Source organism: Kitasatospora sp. NPDC054939 (assembly GCF_053610105.1).
In genome coordinates, this window is sequence record NZ_JBSGXP010000074.1 from 1 (window position 1) to 19,772 (window position 19,772).

The window sequence follows — 19,772 nt, forward strand, 5'->3', positions numbered from 1 at the left end:
ACCCGGGGTCGGCCCGCGCTCGCCGAGCGTGCCGCTCGCGGGCCCGACGGGTGATGCTCGTGCGGGTCGGCGGGCGGGGGGCCGGGGGGCGGGAGGGGGCGGCTGATACTGCGGGGATGAGACCCTCCCGTTCGTCGCCGCTGCTGCGCCTGGCCGCAGTCACCGCACTCGTCGCCCTGCTCGTCCCGGTCGCGCCTGCCAGTGCGGCGGCGCCGGGGAACGGGGGGCACGGTCACGGCCGGCCGTGTGTCGCCTCCCGGCTGCCGGACCGGGGGCCCGCTGCCGAGATCCGGCGGATCGCCGAGCAGGCGAAGGCCGAGATGGACCTCAAGTCGGTGATCGTGCGGGTCACCCGGGGCGGCCGCGAGGTCGTCACGACGGCGCTCGGCGAGTCGATGACCGGGGTTCCGGCCGAGCCCGCGATGCACTTCCGCAACGGCAACGTGGCCATCAGCTATATGGGAACGGCGCTGCTGCGGCTGGTCGACCAGGGGCGGGTGGGCCTCGACGAGCCGGTCTCCCGCTGGCTGCCCGACCTGCGGTACGGCGACCGGATCACCCTGCGCATGCTCGGCTCCTCGACCTCCGGGCTGATCGACTACGTCACCGCCCCCGGCTTCGGCGAGCAGGTCTACGCCGACCCGTTCCGCCAGTGGACGCCCGAGGAGCTGCTGGCCGTCTCCACCACGGCGGACCTCCTGTACGAGCCCGGTACCAACTGGAACTACTCGCACGCCAACTTCGTGATCCTCGGCGCGGCGCTGGAGAAGATCACCGGGAAGCGGCTCGACGCGGTGCTGCAGCAGCTGGTGCTCGGCCCGCTCGGGTTGCGCGAGACGCGCAACGGCTTCACGCCGGACATCCCGACGCCGGTGCTGCACGCGTTCACCTCGGACCGCGGGACGTACGAGGAGTCGAGCTTCTGGAACCCGTCCTGGACGACGGCTCCGGGCGCCGTGCAGACCACGAACATCTGCGACCTGGAGAGTTCGGCCGCGGGGGTGGGTTCGGGGCGCCTGCTGTCGCCGTCCGGGTACCGGGAGCTGCTGAACCCGGGGACGGTGGGTCTGGGGCATCCGACCGCGACGTGTCCGGCGACGGTGTGCCTGGCGAACACGGAGGAGACCCATTACGGGATGGGCGTGGTGGTGCTGGGTGACTGGGTGTCGCAGCACCCGCTGTTCTTCGGCTACACCGCGTCGCAGGGGTACCTGCCGTCCGAACGGCTCGCCATCGCGGTGACCACCACGCAGGGGCCCGACACGCCGTCCGGCCACACCGCGCACACGATCACCCAGCGGATCGCGGCGGCGCTCGCGCCGGACCACCCGATTCCCGACTTCGGCTGAGCCGAAGCAGGCCCGGCACCCGGTCGGTCGTGCGTGCGCACTGCACGCACGGGTGCCGTGCCGACCGGGCGCCTCCGGTCGGCCCGGCACCCGACACGCCGGGGTGTCAGAGGTCGAACTGGTTGAAGGTTGCGCCGACCGACCGCGAGTTGACGGCGTCCCCCGAATGGCGCAGCGCGCCGAAGGCTCCCTTGGAGCGGGTCCGTTCGTCCGCTACGGTAACGGCCACTGGATCGAAGCTCCGGCGTGCGGGCCGGAGGGCGGTCGCGTCGGGCGGTGCTGCCCGCGCAGCCCCACCCTCTCTCCGGACAGCCCCGCACGCCCGGGTACCCTCGCGGCACAACGCTGTGTCCGCGCGCTCTGAACCCCCGAGGTGCGCGCAGTGAGACTCACCCCCCATGAGCAGGAGCGGCTGCTCATCCATGTCGCCGCCGATGTGGCGCGGTCCCGGCAGGCCCGCGGGCTGCGGCTCAACCATCCCGAGGCGGTCGCGTTGATCACCTCGCACGTGCTGGAGGGTGCCCGGGACGGGCGTACGGTGGCCGAGTTGATGGCGTCCGGGCGTACCGTCCTGGGCCGGGCTGACGTGATGGACGGCGTACCCGAGATGATTCCGGACGTCCAGGTCGAGGCCACGTTCCCGGACGGCACCAAGCTGGTCACCGTGCACGGGCCGATCCTGTGAGCGCCCCTGCGGTGACGACGGCGATAGATTCCGTGACACCGGGTCAGATTCTGTGCGGGGAAGGCACGATCGGCCTCAACCAGGGCCTGGAGGCAATGCCGCTGACCGTACTGAACACGGCCGACCGGCCGGTGCAGGTCGGTTCGCACTACCACTTCGCCGAGGCGAACCCGGGCCTGGAGTTCGACCGCGCGGCGGCCCGCGGGCGCCGGCTGAACATCCCGGCCGGTACCGCCGTCCGCTTCGAACCGGGCATCCCGGTGGCCGTCGAACTGGTGCCGCTGGGCGGGCTGCGGGTGGTCGCCGGGCTGCGCGGGGAGACCGGGGGGCCGCTCGATGGCTGATCCGGGCACGGACGGAGACGGGCCGCACGGGCACCGGTCGAACGAGCACCGGTCGAACGGAGGCGCGCACAACGGAGGCAGGCCGAACGGGCACGGGTCCAAGGGAGGCGCGCCGAACGAGCACGGGCAGGTCGGGCGCAGGCCCAACGGGCACAGCCTGAAGGGGAACCCGCCGAACGGACACCCGTCGAACGGACACCCGCCGGACGGGTACGCACTGCGGTTGTCGCGCGAGCGCTACGCCGACCTGTACGGGCCCACCACCGGCGACCGGATCCGGCTCGGCGACACCGATCTGCTGATCGAGGTGGAGGAGGACCGCTGCCGGGGCGGTGACGAGGCGGTGTTCGGCGGCGGCAAGGTGATCCGCGAGTCGATGGGCCAGGCCCGGACCAGCCGGGCGGAGGGTGCGCCGGACACGGTGATCACCGGCGCCGTGGTGCTGGACCACTGGGGTGTGGTGAAGGCCGACGTCGGCATCCGGGACGGGCGGATCACCGCGCTCGGGAAGGCCGGGAACCCGGACACCATGGACGGCGTCCACCCCGCGCTGGTGATCGGCCCCGAGACGGAGGTGATCTCCGGGAACGGACGGATCCTCACGGCGGGTGCGATCGACGCCCATGTGCACTTCATCTGCCCGCAGTTGGCGGACGAGGCGCTCGCCTCGGGGATCACCACCCTGATCGGCGGCGGTACCGGACCGGCGGAGGGGAGCAAGGCGACCACGATCACGCCGGGCGGCTGGCACCTGGCCCGGATGTTCGCCGCAATGGACGACCTGCCGGTCAACGTCGGGCTGCTCGGCAAGGGCAACACGGTCAACACCGAGGCGATGCACGACCAGTTGCGGGCGGGCGCGGTCGGATTCAAGATCCACGAGGACTGGGGCGCCACGCCCGCGGCGATCGACGCCTGCCTGCGGGTCTGCGACCGGAGCGGCGCCCAACTCGCCATTCACACCGACACCTTGAACGAGGCCGGATTCGTCGCCGACACCCTCGCGGCAATCGCCGGACGCGGCATCCACGCCTACCACACCGAGGGCGCCGGCGGCGGCCACGCACCCGACATCATCACCGTGGTCTCCGAGCCCAACGTGCTGCCCAGCTCCACCAACCCGACCCGGCCGCACACCGTCAACACCGTCGACGAGCACCTCGACATGCTGATGGTCTGCCACCACCTCAGCCCGCACGTACCGGAGGACCTCGCCTTCGCCGAGTCCCGGATCCGGCCCTCCACCATCGCCGCCGAGGACATCCTGCACGACCTCGGCGCGATCTCCGTGATCAGCTCCGACTCCCAGGCCATGGGCCGGATCGGCGAGGTGATCCTGCGCACCTGGCAGACCGCGCACGTGATGAAGCGCCGCCGCGGCCCACTGCCCGGCGACGGCCGCGCCGACAACCACCGGGCGCGGCGCTACATCGCCAAGTACACCGTCAACCCGGCCGTCGCCCAGGGCCTGGACGGCGAGATCGGCTCGGTGGAACCGGGCCGGCTCGCCGACCTGGTGCTCTGGCACCCCGCCTTCTTCGGGGTCAAACCCGACCTGGTGATCAAGGGCGGCCAGATCGCCCACGCCCAGATGGGCGACGCCAACGCCTCCATCCCCACGCCCCAACCCGTCCTGCCCCGGCCCATGTTCGGCGCGTACGGACGGGCCCCGGCCGCCAACTCGGTCAACTTCACCACCCAGACCGCCCTCGACGCCCACCTGCCCGAACGGCTCGCCCTCGGCAAAGCGTTCACCGCCATCCGCAACACCCGCGGCGTCACCAAGGACCACATGGTCAACAACACCGCGCGCCCGGACGTCCGGGTCGACCCCGACCGTTTCACCGTCACCGTCGACGGCGAACCGATCACCCCCGAACCCGTCACCGAACTACCGCTCGCCCAGCGGTACTTCCTCTTCTGATGAGCTCGAATCCCGATGAGCTCGGATGAGCACCACTGACGAGCCTCCGCCGATGGGACACCACTGATGGGCACGGCCGCACTGCTGCTGCTCGCCGACGGGCGCTTCCCCGCCGGCGGGCACGCCCACTCCGGCGGCGCCGAGGCAGCCGTACGCTCCGGCCGGGTGCACGACACCGCCGGCCTCACCGCCTTCCTCACCGGACGGCTGCACACCACCGGACTCACCACCGCCGCCCTCGCCGCCGCCGCGGCAGCCGGCCTCGACACCGCCCTGCTCGACGAGGCCGCCGACGCCCGCACGCCGTCCCCCGCCCTGCGCGCCGCCTCCCGGCGCCTCGGCCGCCAACTCCTGCGCGCCGCCCGGGCCGCCTGGCCCGACCCCGCACTCGACCGGCTCGCCGCCGCCCACCCGCGCGGCGCCCACCAACCGGTCGCCCTGGGCACCGCCGCCCGGGCCGCCCGCCTCACCCCCGGCCAGGCCGCCGCCGTCGCCGTCCAGGAGAGCGTCAACGGACCGGCCACCGCCTGCGTCCGCCTGCTCGGACTCGACCCGTACCAGGTCACCGCCGCCCTGGCCCGGCTCGCCCCGCAGCTCGACGCCGTCACCGCCGACGCCGAGGCCGCCGCCCTCGCCGCCCTCGCCCACGGGGACGCCGACCTGCTCCCCGCCCACTCCGCGCCGCTGCTCGACCTCACCGCCGAACAGCACGCCGCCTGGAAGGTCCGCCTCTTTGCATCGTGACCACGCCGACCACGGCGACCCCGCCCACACCCCCGTCCGCTACGCCTACCCGGACCCCGACCGCGCAGGCCGCCGCCGCGCCCTGCGGATCGGCCTCGGCGGCCCCGTCGGCTCCGGCAAGACCGCCACCGTCGCCGCACTCTGCCGCGAACTGCGCGACGAACTCTCCCTCGCCGTCGTCACCAACGACATCTACACCACCGAGGACGCCGAGTTCCTGCTGCGCAACGCCGTCCTGCCGCCCGAGCGGATCACCGCCGTCGAAACCGGCTGCTGCCCGCACACCGCCATCCGCGACGACATCTCCGCCAACCTGGAGGCCGTCGAGGAACTGGAGGACGCCCTCGGCCCGCTCGACCTCGTCCTGGTCGAATCCGGCGGCGACAACCTCACCGCCACCTTCAGCCGCGGCCTCGTCGACCACCAGATCTTCGTCATCGACGTCTCCGGCGGCGACAAGATCCCGCGCAAGGGCGGGCCCGGCGTCGCCACCTCCGACCTCCTGGTGGTCAACAAGACCGACCTCGCCCCACTGGTCGGCGCCGACCTCGCGGTGATGGCCCGCGACGCCCGCACCCAGCGTGGCGAACTGCCCACCCTCTTCTGCTCGCTGACCACCCCGGACGGCGTCGCCCCGGTGGCCGCCTGGGTACGGGAGCGGCTCGGCCGGTGGCGGGCCGGCGAGGCTGCATGACCCCCACCGGGGAATCCGCGCCGCCGGTCTCCGAGTCAGCGGTCTCGGCGTCACCGGTCTCGCCGTCACCGGCCTCCGAGCCACCGGCCTCCGAGTCGGCGGTCTCTGCGCCGCCGGTCACTGCGCCGCCGGCCCACCACACCCGGATCACCGCCGCACCCGACGGACGCGGCGGCACCGCCCTGCCCGTCCTCGCCGGAGCCGGACCCCTCGCCCCGCGCCGGACCCGCGCCGAACACCCCGGCACCGCGCGGGTCCTGCTCGTCGGCACCATGGCCGGACCGCTCGGCGGCGACCGGATCGCGATCACCGTCCGGGTCGAACCCGGCGCGGCCCTGGCCGTCGGCAGCGCCGCCGCCACCGTCAGCCTCCCCGGGCCCGGGACAGCCCCCGGGCCAGCCCGCCTCGACATCCACCTCACGGTCGGCGACGGCGCCCGCCTCGACTGGCACCCCGAACCGGTGATCGCCGCTTCCGACAGCCACCTCGTCCTGCACACCCGCATCACCCTGGCCGCCGGGGCCCTGTTGCGCCACCGCGAGGAACAGGTCCTCGGCCGCCACCACGACTGGGCCCGCGGCGCCGCCCCCGGCCGGCTCACCTCCCGCCTCACCGTCCGCCAGGCCGGCCGGCTGCTGCTCGACCAGCAGACCGACCTCGGGCCCGGCGCCCCCGCCTGGGACGGCCCCGCCGTCCTCGGCGGCCACCGCAGCACCGGCCAACTCCTCACCGTCGGCCACCCGCCGGCCCCCTCCGGGCACCCCGTACCGGAGGCCGCGGAGGCCGCGCTGCTCACCCTTCCCGGGCCCGACGCCACCCTGCTCACCGCGCTCGCCCCCGACGCCCTCACCCTGCGCCAGGCACTCGGGCCGGGGTGGTGACCCGGGGTAACCGCCTGGAGGGACTCGGCTACCACTCCTCGGCGGGCCGCTCGCGGGCGCGCAGGGCGGTGCGGTAGCTCGCGAGGGAAGCGCCGATGCCCGACAGGCGGTCCCGCAGGTGGTGCGGCGCGCGGGCGGTCAGGAGGGTGCGCAGCTCCAGCTCGGGCGAGAGGTGGTCGGAGAACTCGTCCGGTGTGTTGGAGCGGATCAGCGGCTGGTTGTCGAACACCCACGGATGGGCGTCGGCTGCGGTGTACCGGTAGGTCCAGCGGCACGGCCCGTGGCGCAGCGCGGTCTCCCCGATGTACCGGATCGCGCCCTGGAGGAAGTCGTCGGCGAGCGGGTCGGCGTCCAGGACCTCGGGCCCGTCGTGGCGGGCCAGGAGGAGTTCGGCGAGCGCCGTCAGGGAGTCCGGGGTGCGGTCGTACGGGAAGTCGGCGGGCAGGTGGGCGGCCCGCCAGTCGCGCAGGGCGGTGTCCATGGCGGCGAGCCAGGCGTCCAGGCGGCGCCGGGACTCCTCGCTCGCCCGCAGGCGGTCGTCCTGGAGGTACCACTCGGCGGTCTCCGGCGGCGCGGTGGGCAGGCCGTCGCGGACGTCGGAGCCGAGGTCGACCGGCAGCGGAAGGCCGAACTCGCGCAGGCCGTCCGCCTGTTCGGCGGTGAGGAGCAGCCAGTGCGCGTCGTAGGAGTCCTCGTCCAGCTGGTGGAAGCGGCGCGGGTCGCCGTTGCCGGGGACGAGATCGGCGACGGCCTCGAAGAGGACGTTCCAGTCGACGTAGCGGGTGGTCTCCGAGAGGTGGTCCGGCCGATACCAGAGCGCACGGCCGTTGCGGCGGACGTACAGGTACTCCCCGCCGTCCTCGTCCCGCCGCAGGGTCACCCGGTCCACCACGACGGCCCCTCCGGAGCAGGCCGCGGCCCCGGTCAGCACCTCCTCGTACGCCTCCGCCAGCCCGCCCGACGCCTTCTCCTGGGTCTGGAAGCCGAGACCGCAGTCACCGACGAGGAAGGTCAGCTCCTCCGGGTCGTCGGCCTCCTCGTCGAGGTCCATCCCGATGTCGGCGGCCTCGGCCAGGCCGGTGGCGACCTGGTCGTCCGTGGCGATCCCCAGGCGGACCAGGGTCTCGGCGAACCCCCGCAGGCTGCGTCGTGTCGCGTTACTCATGGGCGCATTCGAACAGATCACCGACGGCCCGGCCCCCGACTTCACCCGGTCGTCACGCCTCGGCCCTCGCACCGCCGCAATCGGGCGTGGGGGGCGGGGGTGGTGGCGGGAAATCCTGTTCGGCCCTGCTGCCCCCGGCCGATACTGTGCGGGGACGATCCGAGGGGGTGGGCCGATGCGGCCGCTGTTGCTGGTGGACGTCGACGGTCCGCTGAATCCGTACGCCGCGAAGCCGCACCGGCGGCCGGAGGGCTACGGCACGCACCGGCTGACGACCCCGCAGTGGAAGACGGCGGAACGGCGGTGGCCCGACGAATGGGGGCTGCCGAACAAGCCGGTCAAGCCGCTGCGGGTCTGGCTCAACCCGGACCACGGGCCGGCGCTGGCCGGGCTGCCGTTCGACCTCGTCTGGGCGGCGACCTGGGAGCAGGAGGCCAACGACTTCCTCGCACCACTGCTGGGGCTGCCCCCGCTGCCGGTGATCGCCTGGTCCGAACCGCGCCCCGAGCCGGAGGACGGCGTGTTCTGGAAGACGCCCGAGATCGTGGCCTGGACCCAGGGCCGCCCGTTCGCGTGGGTCGACGACCAGGTCACCGACGCAGACCGGGCGTGGGTCCGCGAGCACCACGACGGCCCGGCCCTCCTCCACCGGGTGGACCCCGCACTCGGGCTGGCCGCTCCCGACTTCGCCACCCTGACGGCCTGGGCCGCCGGCCTGCGCTGACCACGGCACCGTGCGTGCCGAGCTCCGGTGGTGCGGTAAGGAGCCGTCAGCCGCGAGCGGTGAAGGTGATTGCCTGGAGCCCCGCGCAGCACGATGTTCACGTCCGCAAGCACGCCGAACGGCCGCCCCATCAGGAGGCAGGCCCACTCGGCGGCCTGGACCCGGGCGAAGAACAGCTCGGTCGGTACGGCTCTACCAACGCAGCACAATGGCACCCCCCGCGTCACAGGGACCTCAGACGCGGTCGACGGGGGCGTGGTCGTCATCGGGGCGGCGAGCCGCGGGCAGGTGGAGACAGCGACTGACGACCTCACGGCCGTCGACCTCGTCCGAGACGAAGCCGTTGATGTCGCACCGGCTGCACGCCGCGATCCGATCCCGACGGCGGGGACCCTCGACCGCCTCCAGAACCCGACGGGCCGCGCCGAGGGCCGCCGGCACGGACATCCTCGAGGAGGGCGAGCGTCTCGCCGTGGCGCAGCACCGGGCCGGTGAGCGCGGCGGGTACGGCGGCTTCGAAGCCGGCCCAGTCGATGACCACCGCGTGGTCGTCGGTGCGCCGGATGAGCGGGTGCAGGTCGATGTGCCCGACGCGGCGGCCGTGTTCGACGAGCCACAGGTCGGCGCTCTCGCCGTCGAAGTGCAGGCCGGTCTCCTCCGGGTCGTGGTCGACCAGGAGGTCCTGCAGCAGGGCGCGGATGTGCTCGCGACGGGAGTAGACGAACAGCACGCTGTAGTCGGCCTGCCCGTGGTAGGCCTTCTCCAGGACGTAGGCGCTGCGGGCGACCGGTGTTCCGTTGCTCATGTCGGCCCCCCTGTCAGACGGGTCCGACAGCCGGCCCGGGGACTGCCCCGGGCCGGTCGCGCGGGTGCGGTGTCACGCCCAGAGCGTCACGCCCAGGGCCAACGCCCCGTCCAGCCCGCCTCCAGCAGGTCGATCATCCCGAAGGCGGCGTCGGAGAGGCCGCCGAAGGTGTGCCGCCGGGGGCCGGTCGGGGCGTGGCCGTAGGCGTAGCCGCAGAGGTTCCAGGTGTAGACGGGGACCTCGTCGGGGACGGGCGCGAAGGGGTCGGCCGCCTCCGAGCGGCGGGGCTGCTCGTCGGTGATGATGACGACGCGGTCGTGCGAGTCGTAGTGGCGGGCGACGGCGGCGGCGGCCCGGTCGGGGAGTCCGGCGCGGTCGAAGTTGCGCAGGTTGCGGACCAGGGCCATCGCGCCCATGGAGGGGACCACCGACTCCCACACGGCGGCGTCCATCGGGCCCTGCAGCCAGCCGGCCACCGCTTCCCAGGTCATGCCCGCGGCGGTCAGCCGCTCGGCGCCGCCGGGCCCGGTGACCAGGTCGTGGCGGTCCTCCACCGGTACGGCGAGCAGGGCGTGGTGGGCTGCGAACAGGTGTTCGCCCACGGGTGGTTCAGCGCGGTCGGGGTGGTGGCGGCGGTCGAGTGCGTACCGGAACAGCGCGCCCTGCCACGGGCGTTCGGCGGCGGGGGTCGGGTGGGTGAGTTCGAGGACGTCACCGAAGCGGAAGGCGTGCGAGGGGGTGTCGTACTTGAGGAGGGCGCGGCCGGTGTAGAGGCGTCGGACGGCGTCGGCGACGCCGCGGCGGACGGGTTGCGGGAGGCGTCGTCCGTAGCGGCCGGTCCAGTAGGCGAGGAGTTCGCCGGGTTCGTCGGGCCGTTGGAGAACCGCGTCGACGGCCTGCCGGGAGAATCCGGGTGCCTTGGCCTCGGCCCGTGCCCGGGCGAACTCGGCGGCTCCCACCACGGCGGCGGTGCGGATCCGGGCCTCGGAGCGCAGCCAGCGGAGCAGGCCGAGGGTCCACTGCGGGTTCTCGATCGCGAACCGGCGGACCAGGTCGACGAACCGCTGGTCGCGGGCGGAGGCGCTCTCGTAGAAGGTGTTCCGGCCGGCCATGTGGGAGACGGCGAGCAGGAACAGCTCGGACTTCGGGTCCCGCTGGTAGCCGGCCCCGCCTCGGTGGTTGGCGGTCGCGGCGGCCGCGATCGCCGAGGGGCCGTGGGCCAGCCGGGAGACGGGGGTCCACATGCCGTGCACGGAGAGCGGGGAGGTCGCCCCGCCGGCGGTGAGTCCCGGTAGCTCGGCCCGAATCTCTGCCCGGGCGTCGGCCTTGGTCCGCTGGCGGTTGAACCGGGTCATGCAGGAGTCCCCCTGTGGGTGGGCGGAGCGCGGCAGCCGACGGCACCCGCGGGCGGGGCTCCGGTCACGGGCCGGAAGCGGAGGCGGCGGGGTGCGGCGCGGAGGTAGCGGGGTGCGGTACGACGGCAGGACGGTGGGCGGCCTCCCGGGGTCAGAAGTGGGCGCCGGTGTTGTCGTCGCAGGAAGTAACCGGGGCCCGGCGCATCGGGAGGCGCCGAACGGCACCGTAGCCGACCGGGGTCAGCCGCGTCATGCGAATATTCCGGGGCGTCTTCGGGGGCTCGGTTCGAGGCGGGCTCAGGCGACGTCGTCGGCACGGCTTCGGTCCGGGGTGCACCCTTGTTGCTTGATCAGCTCGGCGGCGAAGGAGGCGCAGGACGTGAGGCGATCGGCGAGCGCGATGACGAGGTCGCGGAGTTCGTCGGGGCGCTCGATGACGAACGGCCGGTCGAGTGCGGCGAGTACCGGGGGCAACCAGTCGAGCCGCTCCGCCCGCAGCTCGACGCGCAGCCAGCGCTCGGTCGCGCGGTCCTCGCCGGCCGCGGACTCGTGCTCCTCCAGGCTCGCGACGCTAGCCGGAAGGTGGGCACGGATCTGCTCGACGGTCCCGTGGATCCGCACGGTCACCTCATGCCGGTACTCGGCCGTGGCGAACCCTGACAACACGCGCTGTTCCGGACCGGGACCCCCTGGCGCTTCGAATGAGCCGGGCAGGGTCCGCGCGTCTGCGATGCGATCGAGCCGGAAGGTTCGGTCCTCGCCGATCCGGGCGTCCCTGCCCGTGACGTACCAGCGGCCCGCATGGGCGACGATCCCGTACGCGTGCAGCGTGCGCTCGCTGCGCCGTCCGTCACGGTCGGTGTAGCGGATCGAGACCGGTCGGCGGTGGCGCACCGCATCGGCGATCGTGAGCAGGACCCCAGCGTCCGGGGTGTCGAACTCGCCGGGCTGATCCGTGAAGGCGAGAGCTTCCAGGAGTGTGTCGACCCGATGGGCGATGTGCTTGGGCAGCACCCGCCGGATCTTCGCCGACGCCGTCTCGCTCGCCGTGCGCTCCGTCGTCGTCAACCCTGCTCGGCGGCCCGCGACCAGGCCGAGCACCACGGCCAGCGCCTCGTCGTCGCTGAGCATGAGCGGAGGCAGACGGCCCCCGGGAGCCAGCCGGTACCCGCCGTAGCGGCCGCGCACCGATTCCACGGGCACGTCGAGGTCGATCAGTTGGTCCACATATCGGCGCACGGTGCGCCCTTCGACGCCGAGCCGGTCGGCGAGTTCGGCCACCGTCCGGGTGCCGCCCGACTGCAGCAGCTCCAGGAGTATCAGCACGCGGCGGGTCGGTCGAGTCATGTCGGCAGCCTAACGCGAATAGAGGACCGATTCTGTCCACTATTTCCCCTAGCCTGCGACGAGCACGCCTCCAGCACAGCCAAGGAGATTCCCATGGACTTCGTCTCGATCCGCATCATCACCAGCGACGTCGCACGCCTCGTCGACTTCTACGAGCGAGCCACAGGGGCGCGGGCGACGTGGGCCACCGAGGACTTCGCCGAACTCCGGACCGCGGGCGCCACCCTCGCGATCGCCGGCACCCGCACCGTCCCGCTGTTCGCCCCGGGCTCCGCCCGCCCGGCGGACAACCACAGCGTGATCACCGAGTTCCTCGTCGACGACGTGGACCGCGTTCACCAGAACCTGACCGGCTTCGTCACCGACTTCGTCAACGGGCCCACCACGATGCCCTGGGGCAACCGGTCGCTGCTGTTCCGCGACCCGGACGGCAACCTCGTCAACTTCTTCACCCCCGTCACCCCGGCGGCCATCGAAAAGTTCGCACGCTGACACCACGCACAGCCGCTCACCCGGGAGCCCTGAGATCACAGGGCTCCCGGTGAACGCGGCCGCCGAATCCAGGAGCGCCACCAGCAGGGGACATCGGAACGCTGGGCCGGCTCCCGGCGCTGCGCGAGATTGTCACGGCGACCGCCGACACGGTCTTCGACGCCGTGGACGAGAACGGCGACGGCCGCATTCCGGAGCAGTGAACCGACTGCGTCCGGGGGCGGACAGGCGGCACGGGGCCTCCTGCCCTGCCTGCGTGCCCGCCCTGGCTCTACGGCGCTGCGGCGGTCAGTCGGCAGCTGCTTCCACTGACAGGTGCTCGGCGAACCTGAGGAGTGCGGCGGCTGCGTGGGGCTGGTGGCGGGCGAGTGCTCGCAGGCGGGCTGCGCCGGCAGTCCGTTGGACGGGCGTGGACTCCCGGTATGCGTCGGCGAAGAGCAGTTCCGGCGAAGGTTCGTCGTCGGCTCGACAGACGGCGATGGCGGCCGCCAGGTAGGGCCCCGTGAAGGGCATGCGGGTGAGCGCGGGGGCGGCGCGGAGGAGCGGGGCCAGCGCCACGGTGTTGCCCCGGTCGATGAGGTCCATGGCGGCATCGACCGCGGTATCGGTGTCGGAGAGGGCGTCGTAGACGTCCGGAAGGTCGAGATGGCTCGTCAGCTCGACGATCGCCAGGTGCCGGCGGGCTGCGGGGTCGTCCGACCGGGATGCCAGGAGGTCGTGGACCAACGGGTCGGTGGACAGCTGGGGATGGGCCCGCAGGTAGTCCAGGTCTTCGGACCAGGTCCGGGTGGCCAGCCACTCGTCGACCAGGACGGTTGCCGTGTGTCGAGCGCGTCGCTCGGCCAGAACGTCGTCGAGGCCGCGGGCCGCGACATCGTTCAGGAGGTCGTCCAGTTCGACGATGGGCGCGGCCTCCGGGTACACCGTCCGGGCGAATGCGACGAGGGCGCGGTCGTAACCGTCGCTCAGCAGGGACGGTGACTGCCGGAGCAGTTCCTCCTTCTCCGGCCAGGTCGGCGCGGAGAACCAGGGGTCGAGTCGCTCCAGGTCCTCCTCGGGGATGTCGGCCTTCGCCCAGTGCGGCAGGTCGGGGAGTGCCCGAACGATGGCGGACTGCGTGCCGGGTTCCTCGCGGAGCAGATCGAGGAGCATTCTGACGGCACGGCGTGCTGGTCCGGTCTGCCTGGTCTCGACGGTGTCGTGGACGCGTCGGGCCGCATCGAGGAGGTCGGCGACAGCTCCCGGGTGATCGTCGTCGACGTAGCGCTGGTGGCCTCGGTACGTGAGAAGAGCGGCTGCGGAGCTGGGGTCGAAGCGGGACAGCACGTCGTCCGATGCGGACAGGCCCTCCGCCCGCCGCCCGGCGGCCGTGTACCGGCGGAGGAGGTTCTTCAGCAATAGGCCGAGGTTCGGCAGATGGGCCTCGGGGCTCTTCAGCGCCAAAGCGCAGACGTGGGCCACTGCCTCGCTGATGGATGCCATGGCAGTCTGTGTGTCGCCCGCGTCACCCTGGCGTTTCGACAGGTTGGTCAGGGCGTGCGCGAGGGTGAGGAGGTGCGCCGCTTCTTTGTCCTGCACGAGGGTGCGGCAGATCAGGACGGCTTCGGTGATGCTCTCCATGGCTGCCGCGGCCTGACCGGCGTCGGCCTGCCGGTTGGAGAGGTTGTTCAGCGACGAGGCGAGGTCGGCCAGGTAGGCACCGGGGTTGGCCTGTGCCAGGGAGCGGCGGATCTCGACGGCTTCGGTGATCGTCTCCAGTGCTGCCCGGTCATCCCCGGTCTCCTGCTGCAGGGCGGACAGGTTGTTCAGCGCCGTGGCGAGCGCGGGGAGGTGCACACCGGGATTCTGCTCCGCCAGGACACGGCAGATCCGGACCGCCTCGGTGGCGGACTCCAGCGCGGCGGGGACTTGCCCGGCTTCCTTCTGCTGGACGGCGAGGTTGGTGAGCGAGAGGGCGAGATCGGCGAGGTATGCCGCAGGGTACGCCTCCGCCAGGGTGCGGCGGATGGCGACGGCCTCGGTGACGGAGGCCAGCGCCGCTCCCGGATCTCCGGCCTCGGATTGCTGGTTGGACAGAGTGGTCAGCGCCATGGCGAGGTCGGGGAGGTGGGCGCCGGAATTCTCTCCTGCCAGGGTGCGGCGGATCCCGACGGACTCGGTGGCGGACTCCAGCGCCGCCTGATACTCGCCCACCTCCGCCTGTCGGACGGCGAGGTTGTTGAGCGTCAGGGCGAGCTCGGGGAGATGCGCTACGGGGTCCTGTTCCGCCAGGGTGCGGCGGATCCGGACGGACTCGGTGTTGGACACCAACGCGTCCCGAATGGCACCCGAGTCCGCCTGCTGGACGGAGAGGGTGTTCAGCGCCATGGCGAGGCCGCCGAGGTGTGCGTCGGGGTACCGCTCGGCCAGGGTGCGGCGGATGGCGACGGCCTCGGCGGCGGGCATCAGCGCCCCGCGCGGGTCGCCGGCGTCCGACTGCCGGCCGGCCAGGTTGTTGAGGGCAGTAGCGAGGTGCGGCTCGTATGCAGCGGGGTGGTCGACCGCCAGCGTGCGGTAGTGCTGCACGGCCTCGGTCGCCGACGCCAGGGCTTCGCGCGATTCGCCGACGGCTGCCTGCCGGAGCCCGAGATTGTTCAGTGACATAGCCAGACCGGGAAGGTGTGCGTCGGGGTCGGCTTCCGCCAGGGTGCGGCGGACGGTGACAGCCTCGGTGATCGATACCAGGGCCTGGTGGTGCTCGCCGACGCTTGCCAGGTGGCTGGCCAGGTTGTTGAACCCCGACGCAAGATCGGGGAGATGCGCGTCGGGGTCGGCTTCCGCCAGGGTGCGGCGGATGGCGACGGCCTCGTCGATGGCAAGCCCTGCAGCGTCGACGTCACCAGCGTGCCTCTGGTGGACGGACAGACTGCTCAGGGCTGAGGCGAGGGTGGGAAGGTGTGCAGCGGGGTTCTCCCCCACCAGTCCGCGACGGATTCGGACGGCCTCGGTGATGGACCCGACCGCAGCCTGCCGCCGGCCTGCGCGGGCCTGGCTGTTGGCGAGGTTCGCCAGATGGAGCGCGAGAGCGGGGAGGTGCGCGGCGGGACTCCGCTCGGCGAGAGCGCGACGGATCTGCACCGCGCGGGTGATCGAGTCGAGGGCGCCCAGGGCGTCGCCGGCTTCCTCCTGCCGGAGGGCGAGGTTGTTGAGGGACACAGCGAGGTCCGGCAGGTACTCGTCGGGGTCGTCCTGCGCCAGCGCGCGACGGATGGTGACGGCTTCGGTGGCCGACTCCAGCCCTGCTTGCAGCCTGCCCATCTCGGCCTGTCGGAGGGAGTGGTTGTTGAGGGAGGTGGCGAGGTCCGGCAGGTACTGGTCGGGGTCGTCCTGCACCAGCGCACGACGAATGGTGACGGCTTCGGTGTTGGACTCCAGCGCTGCGCGGGGCTGACCCAGCTCCGTCTGCTGGCTGGACAGGTTGGTGAGGGACATGGCGAGGTCCGGCAGGTGATCGCCGGGATTGTCCCGGGCGAGGTCGCGGAGGATCGCGACCGCTTCGGTGAGCGACTCCAACGCCGCCCGCCGCTCACCCACGTCCCCTTGCCGTACGGCGAGGTTGCTGAGCCAGACCGCCCGGGCGGACCGGAACTCCTCAACGGTCGAACCCGCACGCTGGGGTGGGGTTCGCTGGGTGGCGATCAGGGCGAGCCGGGGCAGGGCGCCGTGGTCGGAGGGGATCGTCCCGGCGAGTTCGGCCAGCGGAAGCGGCGTCGGATCCGCCTGTGCGAGCTGCTCAAGGGCTCGCACGAACGGCCCGCCCTGGGAGGCTGCCACGTCCAGGGCGGCGCGCCAGAGCTTGGGTACGGCATCGAGGGCGACCATGGCCGTCGCGGTCCCGCCGTCGAGGTGGGCTGCGGTGGCGAAGCGGGAGATGCCGACGCACGCAGACTGCAGTTCGTCGTCCTCCGCCAGGTTCAGGCACCGGACGAGCAGGTCGGGATTCGCGCCGATGACCGCAGCGCTGAGGTGGGTGCCGAGCGGGTCGGGCCGTACTGCGACGGTGCCGTCCTCGGGGGTCGTGGGCAGGAGGTCCGCGAACAGGCCGGCGAACAGGTCGCGGCGGAATCCGTCGTCGGTGAGTTCCGCGACGCCCCTGAGGACCTGGCCGATGCGGCCGCGTTGTGGTGCGAGGAGCGTGAGGCAGGCTCCCGCCTCACGCAGAATCCGAGGAGTGGCGTCCGAGGGCCGACCGACTTGCGCGGTGTAGGTGCGCTCCCAGTACTGGAACTCGTGGTCGAGGATCTCCCCGTACAACCTGGCCGTGTCGGTGGGGTGGTGTTCATCCGGGAAGCGGGCTTCGAGCCAGGCGAGCATGACCAGGTCGAGCGTGGTCCACGGGCCGGAAGTGAGGTCGGCCGGCGGGGCGGCGGGAAGGACGACGGCCTCGGTGGCACCGAACGATCTCAGGGCGGATCGGTACACCCCGGTCTGACGGGGGTGCTGTGGTGTGAGCGGGATGTTCCTCAGCGCGTAGGGGTGACCCGTCCTCCGGAGGTCCTCCGCGATCTGGCCGTTCCACCAGTGGGCCACGGAGCGCGCGGTGAGCAGCAGGCAGGTCGGCGCCCCGCGGCCCTGCAGCGCGCGAAGCAGGTTGATGATGTCGTCGGTCGCGTGGTCCTCGGCGTAGTCGACGACGACGAGCAGGGGTGAGGCGACGCGGCTGAGCCAGGCGTACCCCTCGGCGACCGGGCCGCGGTTGAGGAACCCGGTGTACCAGCCGTCCTGGGTGAGCCGGCGGGCGAGTTCGGCGGCGAGGCGGGTCTTTCCGGCGCCGCCCGTACCGTGGAGCAGTGCGATGCGGGTCTGCGCATCGCCGCTGTCGGGGGCCTGGAAGTACTCGCGCAGGGAGTCGACTTCGTCGCGGCGCTGGAAGCGGATGAGGTCGTGGCGGGCCCACATCAGCTTGAGCGGACCCGTCGCGTCGAGGTCCTCCGGCAGCGGATGGTACGGCGGGGAGAGGATCGGGACGGGGAGTCGGCCCGGCAGGGGGTGCGGTTCGGTGCCCGGATGGCCGAGGCCGACGTCGAGGACGGCTCGCAGGCGGTCCTCTGCCACGGCCTCGCGCAGGAGCCGGGCCCCGTGGGCCACCGACGCGGCCCAGGGCCGGGGGTCGTTCGGTTCGGTGCCGTGGTGCGTGCCGTTGCCCGGGCGGCAGGCAGCGCCGGTGATGTCGATCACGATGTACGTGCCGGGTTCGTCCTCGGCGTCGGCCAGGTCGTCGAGGAAGCCCTCCGGGAGTGACCGCCAGTCCGGCCGGGTCTCGTCCGCCCGGTAGTCGAGGAGGTCGCCGCCGGACGCCTCCCCGCCCAGCCAGACGGCGACCAGGGCATGGGCGGGGGCACCGGGGCGGCCGGCGGTGATGAGGACGATCGGGTGGAGACCGACGTCGAGACAGGCTCCGGCGTAGGTGACCGCCAGGTCGAGACAGGTGCCGTGCCGGGGAAGGTGCAGCACCTCGTCGGGCGGGCGGATGGTCTGCCGGCCCGGCGAACTGCCGGCCGGTTCATCGGCATAGGTGATCCGACGCGCGGCGAACGCGTCGTACACGGCGTGTGCGCCGGCGAGCGGTGGCAGGTCTCCGCGTGCGGGCTCGACCAGGCCGAGCAACCGGGCAGGTGTTCCGGGGTCGGGCTCGCCTCCGCGCCGGTGCTGGACGAATGCCAGCAACTCGGCGGGCGCGTCGGTGGACCACCGGGGCCAGCTCGTGCTCACTCGCCCCACTCCACGGGGTCGGTGGCGATGACGGCGAGCGTGTCGCCGGTGGTCAGCCGGTCCGCACGAGGCACCCCGGTGGCCGCGACCTCCAGATGGTGGGGCCCGGCCGGCAGGGGGTCGAGGAGGGCGTGCCAGGAGGAGCCGTCGGGGTCCTGTGACGCCTCGCGCCACGGGGTGGGCGATGCGGTCCTGTCACCCGCAGGTCGGTGCCGGATCCGCACACGGGTGCGCTCGTCGGCCGACGCACCGTTGAGGGTCACCCGGAGCGGCACGGGCACACCGGCGGGGGCGGCCTCGTCGAGGTCGAGCCCGAGCCAGGGACGGTCCGGCACGTCGCCGCGTACCGCCGTGAGCGAATCGCTCTCGTGCTCGGTCAACAGGTCGACGACGACGGCCGCGGACGCGAGGGCGAGGTGCCGTTGGGTCGACACGCGGCGGGCATTGAGATCGTTCCCGGCATCGATGGGGATCGCGGAGATCGCCGGAACGGTGCCGTCTCCGTGCCAGGTGGGGTTGGGCAGCCACGGGGCCGCCTCTTTGGTCACCGCCACGCCCTCCGGGGTGAGACGGGCCTCCTGGAAGGTGCCGTGCCCTCGGCTGAACACCGCGGTGAGGCGGGGGCGCTGCGGCTCCCCGGCCAGGTCCGTCCAGGCGGTCTCGATCTCCTGGTGGACCTTGAACGCGGCCGTCGCCCGTTCCGCGAACACGGGGTCGGCGTCCCACTGGTACGGGTACAACGGATCCGCGCCGCCGGGCCTGGCGAGGGCCGGGTAGCGGGGCAGCAGCTCGTAGACCGAGGGCCAGCTCCTGATGACACGGGTCAGCCCCGCAAGCCGGACCGGCCCGACGGGCAGGCCGTTGGCGAGCACGTCCAAGGCCTTCGGCGCGCCCCGGTGCGGGGTCCCGAGGGTGATCAGCGCCTTGCAGTACTCGGCTCCGCCACCCGGGCCCAGCCAATAGCGCGCCACCAGGCCGCCCATCGAGTGGGCGACGATGATCACACGGCGCTGCCGGGCGCCGGCGTGCTCACCGCGCAGGCGCGCCGTGATCTCGGCGCCGAGGCGACGGGCCGCGTGTTCGACACTGAGGCGGAAGTCGTACGGAAACAGCAGCACGTCCGCGCCGAGGTCCGGGGGTCGACCCGGACGGGCCGTGTCGATGCGGACGTCGCCGAACCGGTCGACGATTCGGCGGACCAGCCGGCCGTAGCCCGGGACGACGAAGGGACCGGCCACGGTGATGTCCGGCAGGACATCGACCGGATCGAGCTCAGGCGACTCGTCCAGCCCCAGCCGATCGGGCCTGGTCAGCGCCCCGAGCAGCCGCCGGCGGTGCTCGTCCCATCGCCGTGCGCCGCCGGGAGTCCGGAGGACGCTTCCGCCGATGCCCGGGACCACCACGACCAGGTGTTTCAACGGCACAGGTGAATCCTTCTTCCGCGGCCGACACCAGCAACTGACGCACCATCACGCCAGCTGCACCTCCGAAGGTACTGCCGCCGCGGTCGGG

General features: G+C 72.9%; 16 protein-coding genes. 9 read left to right on the top strand and 7 right to left on the bottom strand.

Going from position 1 to position 19,772, the window contains the following annotated elements; genetic code table 11:
• The first annotated feature begins 116 nt into the window (after positions 1-116).
• Positions 117-1,349 (top strand): serine hydrolase domain-containing protein, encoded by a 1,233-nt coding sequence (locus ACWGB8_RS21300; RefSeq protein WP_452215106.1) that lies wholly within the window; start codon positions 117-119, stop codon positions 1,347-1,349.
• 106 nt (positions 1,350-1,455) lie between these two features.
• Here the strand turns inward: ACWGB8_RS21300 and ACWGB8_RS21305 are convergent, their stop codons facing one another.
• Positions 1,456-1,578 (bottom strand): hypothetical protein, encoded by a 123-nt coding sequence (locus ACWGB8_RS21305; protein ID WP_452215107.1) that lies wholly within the window; start codon positions 1,576-1,578, stop codon positions 1,456-1,458.
• Positions 1,579-1,731: 153 nt separating this feature from the next.
• On the opposite strand from ACWGB8_RS21305, the gene ACWGB8_RS21310 reads away from it, so the two are divergent.
• From ACWGB8_RS21310 to ACWGB8_RS21335, 6 genes are all read left to right on the top strand, one after another.
• On the top strand, positions 1,732-2,034 hold the full coding sequence (locus ACWGB8_RS21310) for an urease subunit gamma (RefSeq protein WP_452215108.1): 303 nt from the start codon (positions 1,732-1,734) through the stop codon (positions 2,032-2,034).
• 32 nt (positions 2,035-2,066) lie between these two features.
• Entirely contained in the window at positions 2,067-2,378 is a 312-nt protein-coding gene (locus tag ACWGB8_RS21315) for an urease subunit beta (protein ID WP_452215109.1), read from the top strand.
• A 217-nt stretch (positions 2,379-2,595) separates the two neighbouring features.
• Entirely contained in the window at positions 2,596-4,302 is a 1,707-nt protein-coding gene (locus ACWGB8_RS21320) for an urease subunit alpha (protein ID WP_452215139.1), read from the top strand.
• Between the two features lie 66 nt (positions 4,303-4,368).
• Complete coding sequence (locus ACWGB8_RS21325) at positions 4,369-5,046, top strand: urease accessory protein UreF (protein ID WP_452215110.1); 678 nt, start codon at positions 4,369-4,371, stop codon at positions 5,044-5,046.
• On the top strand, positions 5,036-5,740 hold the full coding sequence (ureG, locus tag ACWGB8_RS21330; RefSeq protein ID WP_452215111.1) for an urease accessory protein UreG: 705 nt from the start codon (positions 5,036-5,038) through the stop codon (positions 5,738-5,740). Before ACWGB8_RS21325 ends, ureG begins: the two co-directional genes overlap by 11 nt.
• On the top strand, positions 5,737-6,621 hold the full coding sequence (locus ACWGB8_RS21335) for an urease accessory protein UreD (protein WP_452215112.1): 885 nt from the start codon (positions 5,737-5,739) through the stop codon (positions 6,619-6,621). The genes ureG and ACWGB8_RS21335 overlap by 4 nt, the downstream gene beginning before the upstream one ends.
• Positions 6,622-6,649: 28 nt before the next feature.
• Here the strand turns inward: ACWGB8_RS21335 and ACWGB8_RS21340 are convergent, their stop codons facing one another.
• Positions 6,650-7,786, bottom strand: coding sequence for a hypothetical protein (locus tag ACWGB8_RS21340; RefSeq protein WP_452215113.1), 1,137 nt, complete (start codon positions 7,784-7,786; stop codon positions 6,650-6,652).
• Positions 7,787-7,961: 175 nt separating this feature from the next.
• Here ACWGB8_RS21340 and ACWGB8_RS21345 point away from each other — a divergent pair, with 175 nt between their 5' ends.
• The gene (locus ACWGB8_RS21345; RefSeq protein WP_452215114.1) at positions 7,962-8,510 is read left to right on the top strand and encodes a hypothetical protein; all 549 of its coding nucleotides are present in this window, start codon (positions 7,962-7,964) and stop codon (positions 8,508-8,510) included.
• 310 nt (positions 8,511-8,820) lie between these two features.
• On the opposite strand, the gene ACWGB8_RS21350 is transcribed toward ACWGB8_RS21345, so the two are convergent.
• From ACWGB8_RS21350 to ACWGB8_RS21360, 3 genes are all read right to left on the bottom strand, one after another.
• On the bottom strand, positions 8,821-9,315 hold the full coding sequence (locus ACWGB8_RS21350; protein ID WP_452215115.1) for a hypothetical protein: 495 nt from the start codon (positions 9,313-9,315) through the stop codon (positions 8,821-8,823).
• A gap of 86 nt (positions 9,316-9,401) precedes the next feature.
• Positions 9,402-10,559, bottom strand: a complete 1,158-nt coding sequence (locus ACWGB8_RS21355) for a TROVE domain-containing protein (protein ID WP_452215140.1) — start codon at positions 10,557-10,559, stop codon at positions 9,402-9,404.
• Between the two features lie 408 nt (positions 10,560-10,967).
• Positions 10,968-12,017: a helix-turn-helix transcriptional regulator gene (locus ACWGB8_RS21360; protein WP_452215116.1), complete on the bottom strand. Its 1,050-nt coding sequence runs from the start codon at positions 12,015-12,017 to the stop codon at positions 10,968-10,970.
• Positions 12,018-12,110: 93 nt separating this feature from the next.
• Here ACWGB8_RS21360 and ACWGB8_RS21365 point away from each other — a divergent pair, with 93 nt between their 5' ends.
• The gene (locus ACWGB8_RS21365) at positions 12,111-12,509 is read left to right on the top strand and encodes a VOC family protein (protein ID WP_452215117.1); all 399 of its coding nucleotides are present in this window, start codon (positions 12,111-12,113) and stop codon (positions 12,507-12,509) included.
• Positions 12,510-12,797: 288 nt separating this feature from the next.
• Here ACWGB8_RS21365 and ACWGB8_RS21370 read toward each other — a convergent pair whose 3' ends face one another.
• A complete protein-coding gene (locus ACWGB8_RS21370; protein WP_452215118.1) occupies positions 12,798-18,260 on the bottom strand; it encodes a P-loop NTPase in 5,463 nt (1,820 codons plus the stop codon).
• On the bottom strand, positions 18,257-19,684 hold the full coding sequence (locus ACWGB8_RS21375) for a lipase/acyltransferase domain-containing protein (RefSeq protein ID WP_452215119.1): 1,428 nt from the start codon (positions 19,682-19,684) through the stop codon (positions 18,257-18,259). Before ACWGB8_RS21375 ends, ACWGB8_RS21370 begins: the two co-directional genes overlap by 4 nt.
• Between the last annotated feature and the right edge of the window lie 88 nt (positions 19,685-19,772).

What these genes read in the sequence shown, in the direction of transcription:
- ACWGB8_RS21300 (WP_452215106.1), top strand. Translation starts at nt 117, where the DNA reads ATGAGACCCTCCCGTTCGTCGCCGCTGCTGCGCCTGGCCGCAGTCACC.
- ACWGB8_RS21325 (WP_452215110.1), top strand. Translation starts at nt 4,369, where the DNA reads ATGGGCACGGCCGCACTGCTGCTGCTCGCCGACGGGCGCTTCCCCGCC.
- ACWGB8_RS21335 (WP_452215112.1), top strand. Translation starts at nt 5,737, where the DNA reads ATGACCCCCACCGGGGAATCCGCGCCGCCGGTCTCCGAGTCAGCGGTC.
- ACWGB8_RS21340 (WP_452215113.1), bottom strand. Translation starts at nt 7,786, where the DNA reads ATGAGTAACGCGACACGACGCAGCCTGCGGGGGTTCGCCGAGACCCTG.
- ACWGB8_RS21345 (WP_452215114.1), top strand. Translation starts at nt 7,962, where the DNA reads ATGCGGCCGCTGTTGCTGGTGGACGTCGACGGTCCGCTGAATCCGTAC.
- ACWGB8_RS21350 (WP_452215115.1), bottom strand. Translation starts at nt 9,315, where the DNA reads ATGAGCAACGGAACACCGGTCGCCCGCAGCGCCTACGTCCTGGAGAAG.
- ACWGB8_RS21355 (WP_452215140.1), bottom strand. Translation starts at nt 10,559, where the DNA reads ATGTGGACCCCCGTCTCCCGGCTGGCCCACGGCCCCTCGGCGATCGCG.
- ACWGB8_RS21360 (WP_452215116.1), bottom strand. Translation starts at nt 12,017, where the DNA reads ATGACTCGACCGACCCGCCGCGTGCTGATACTCCTGGAGCTGCTGCAG.
- ACWGB8_RS21365 (WP_452215117.1), top strand. Translation starts at nt 12,111, where the DNA reads ATGGACTTCGTCTCGATCCGCATCATCACCAGCGACGTCGCACGCCTC.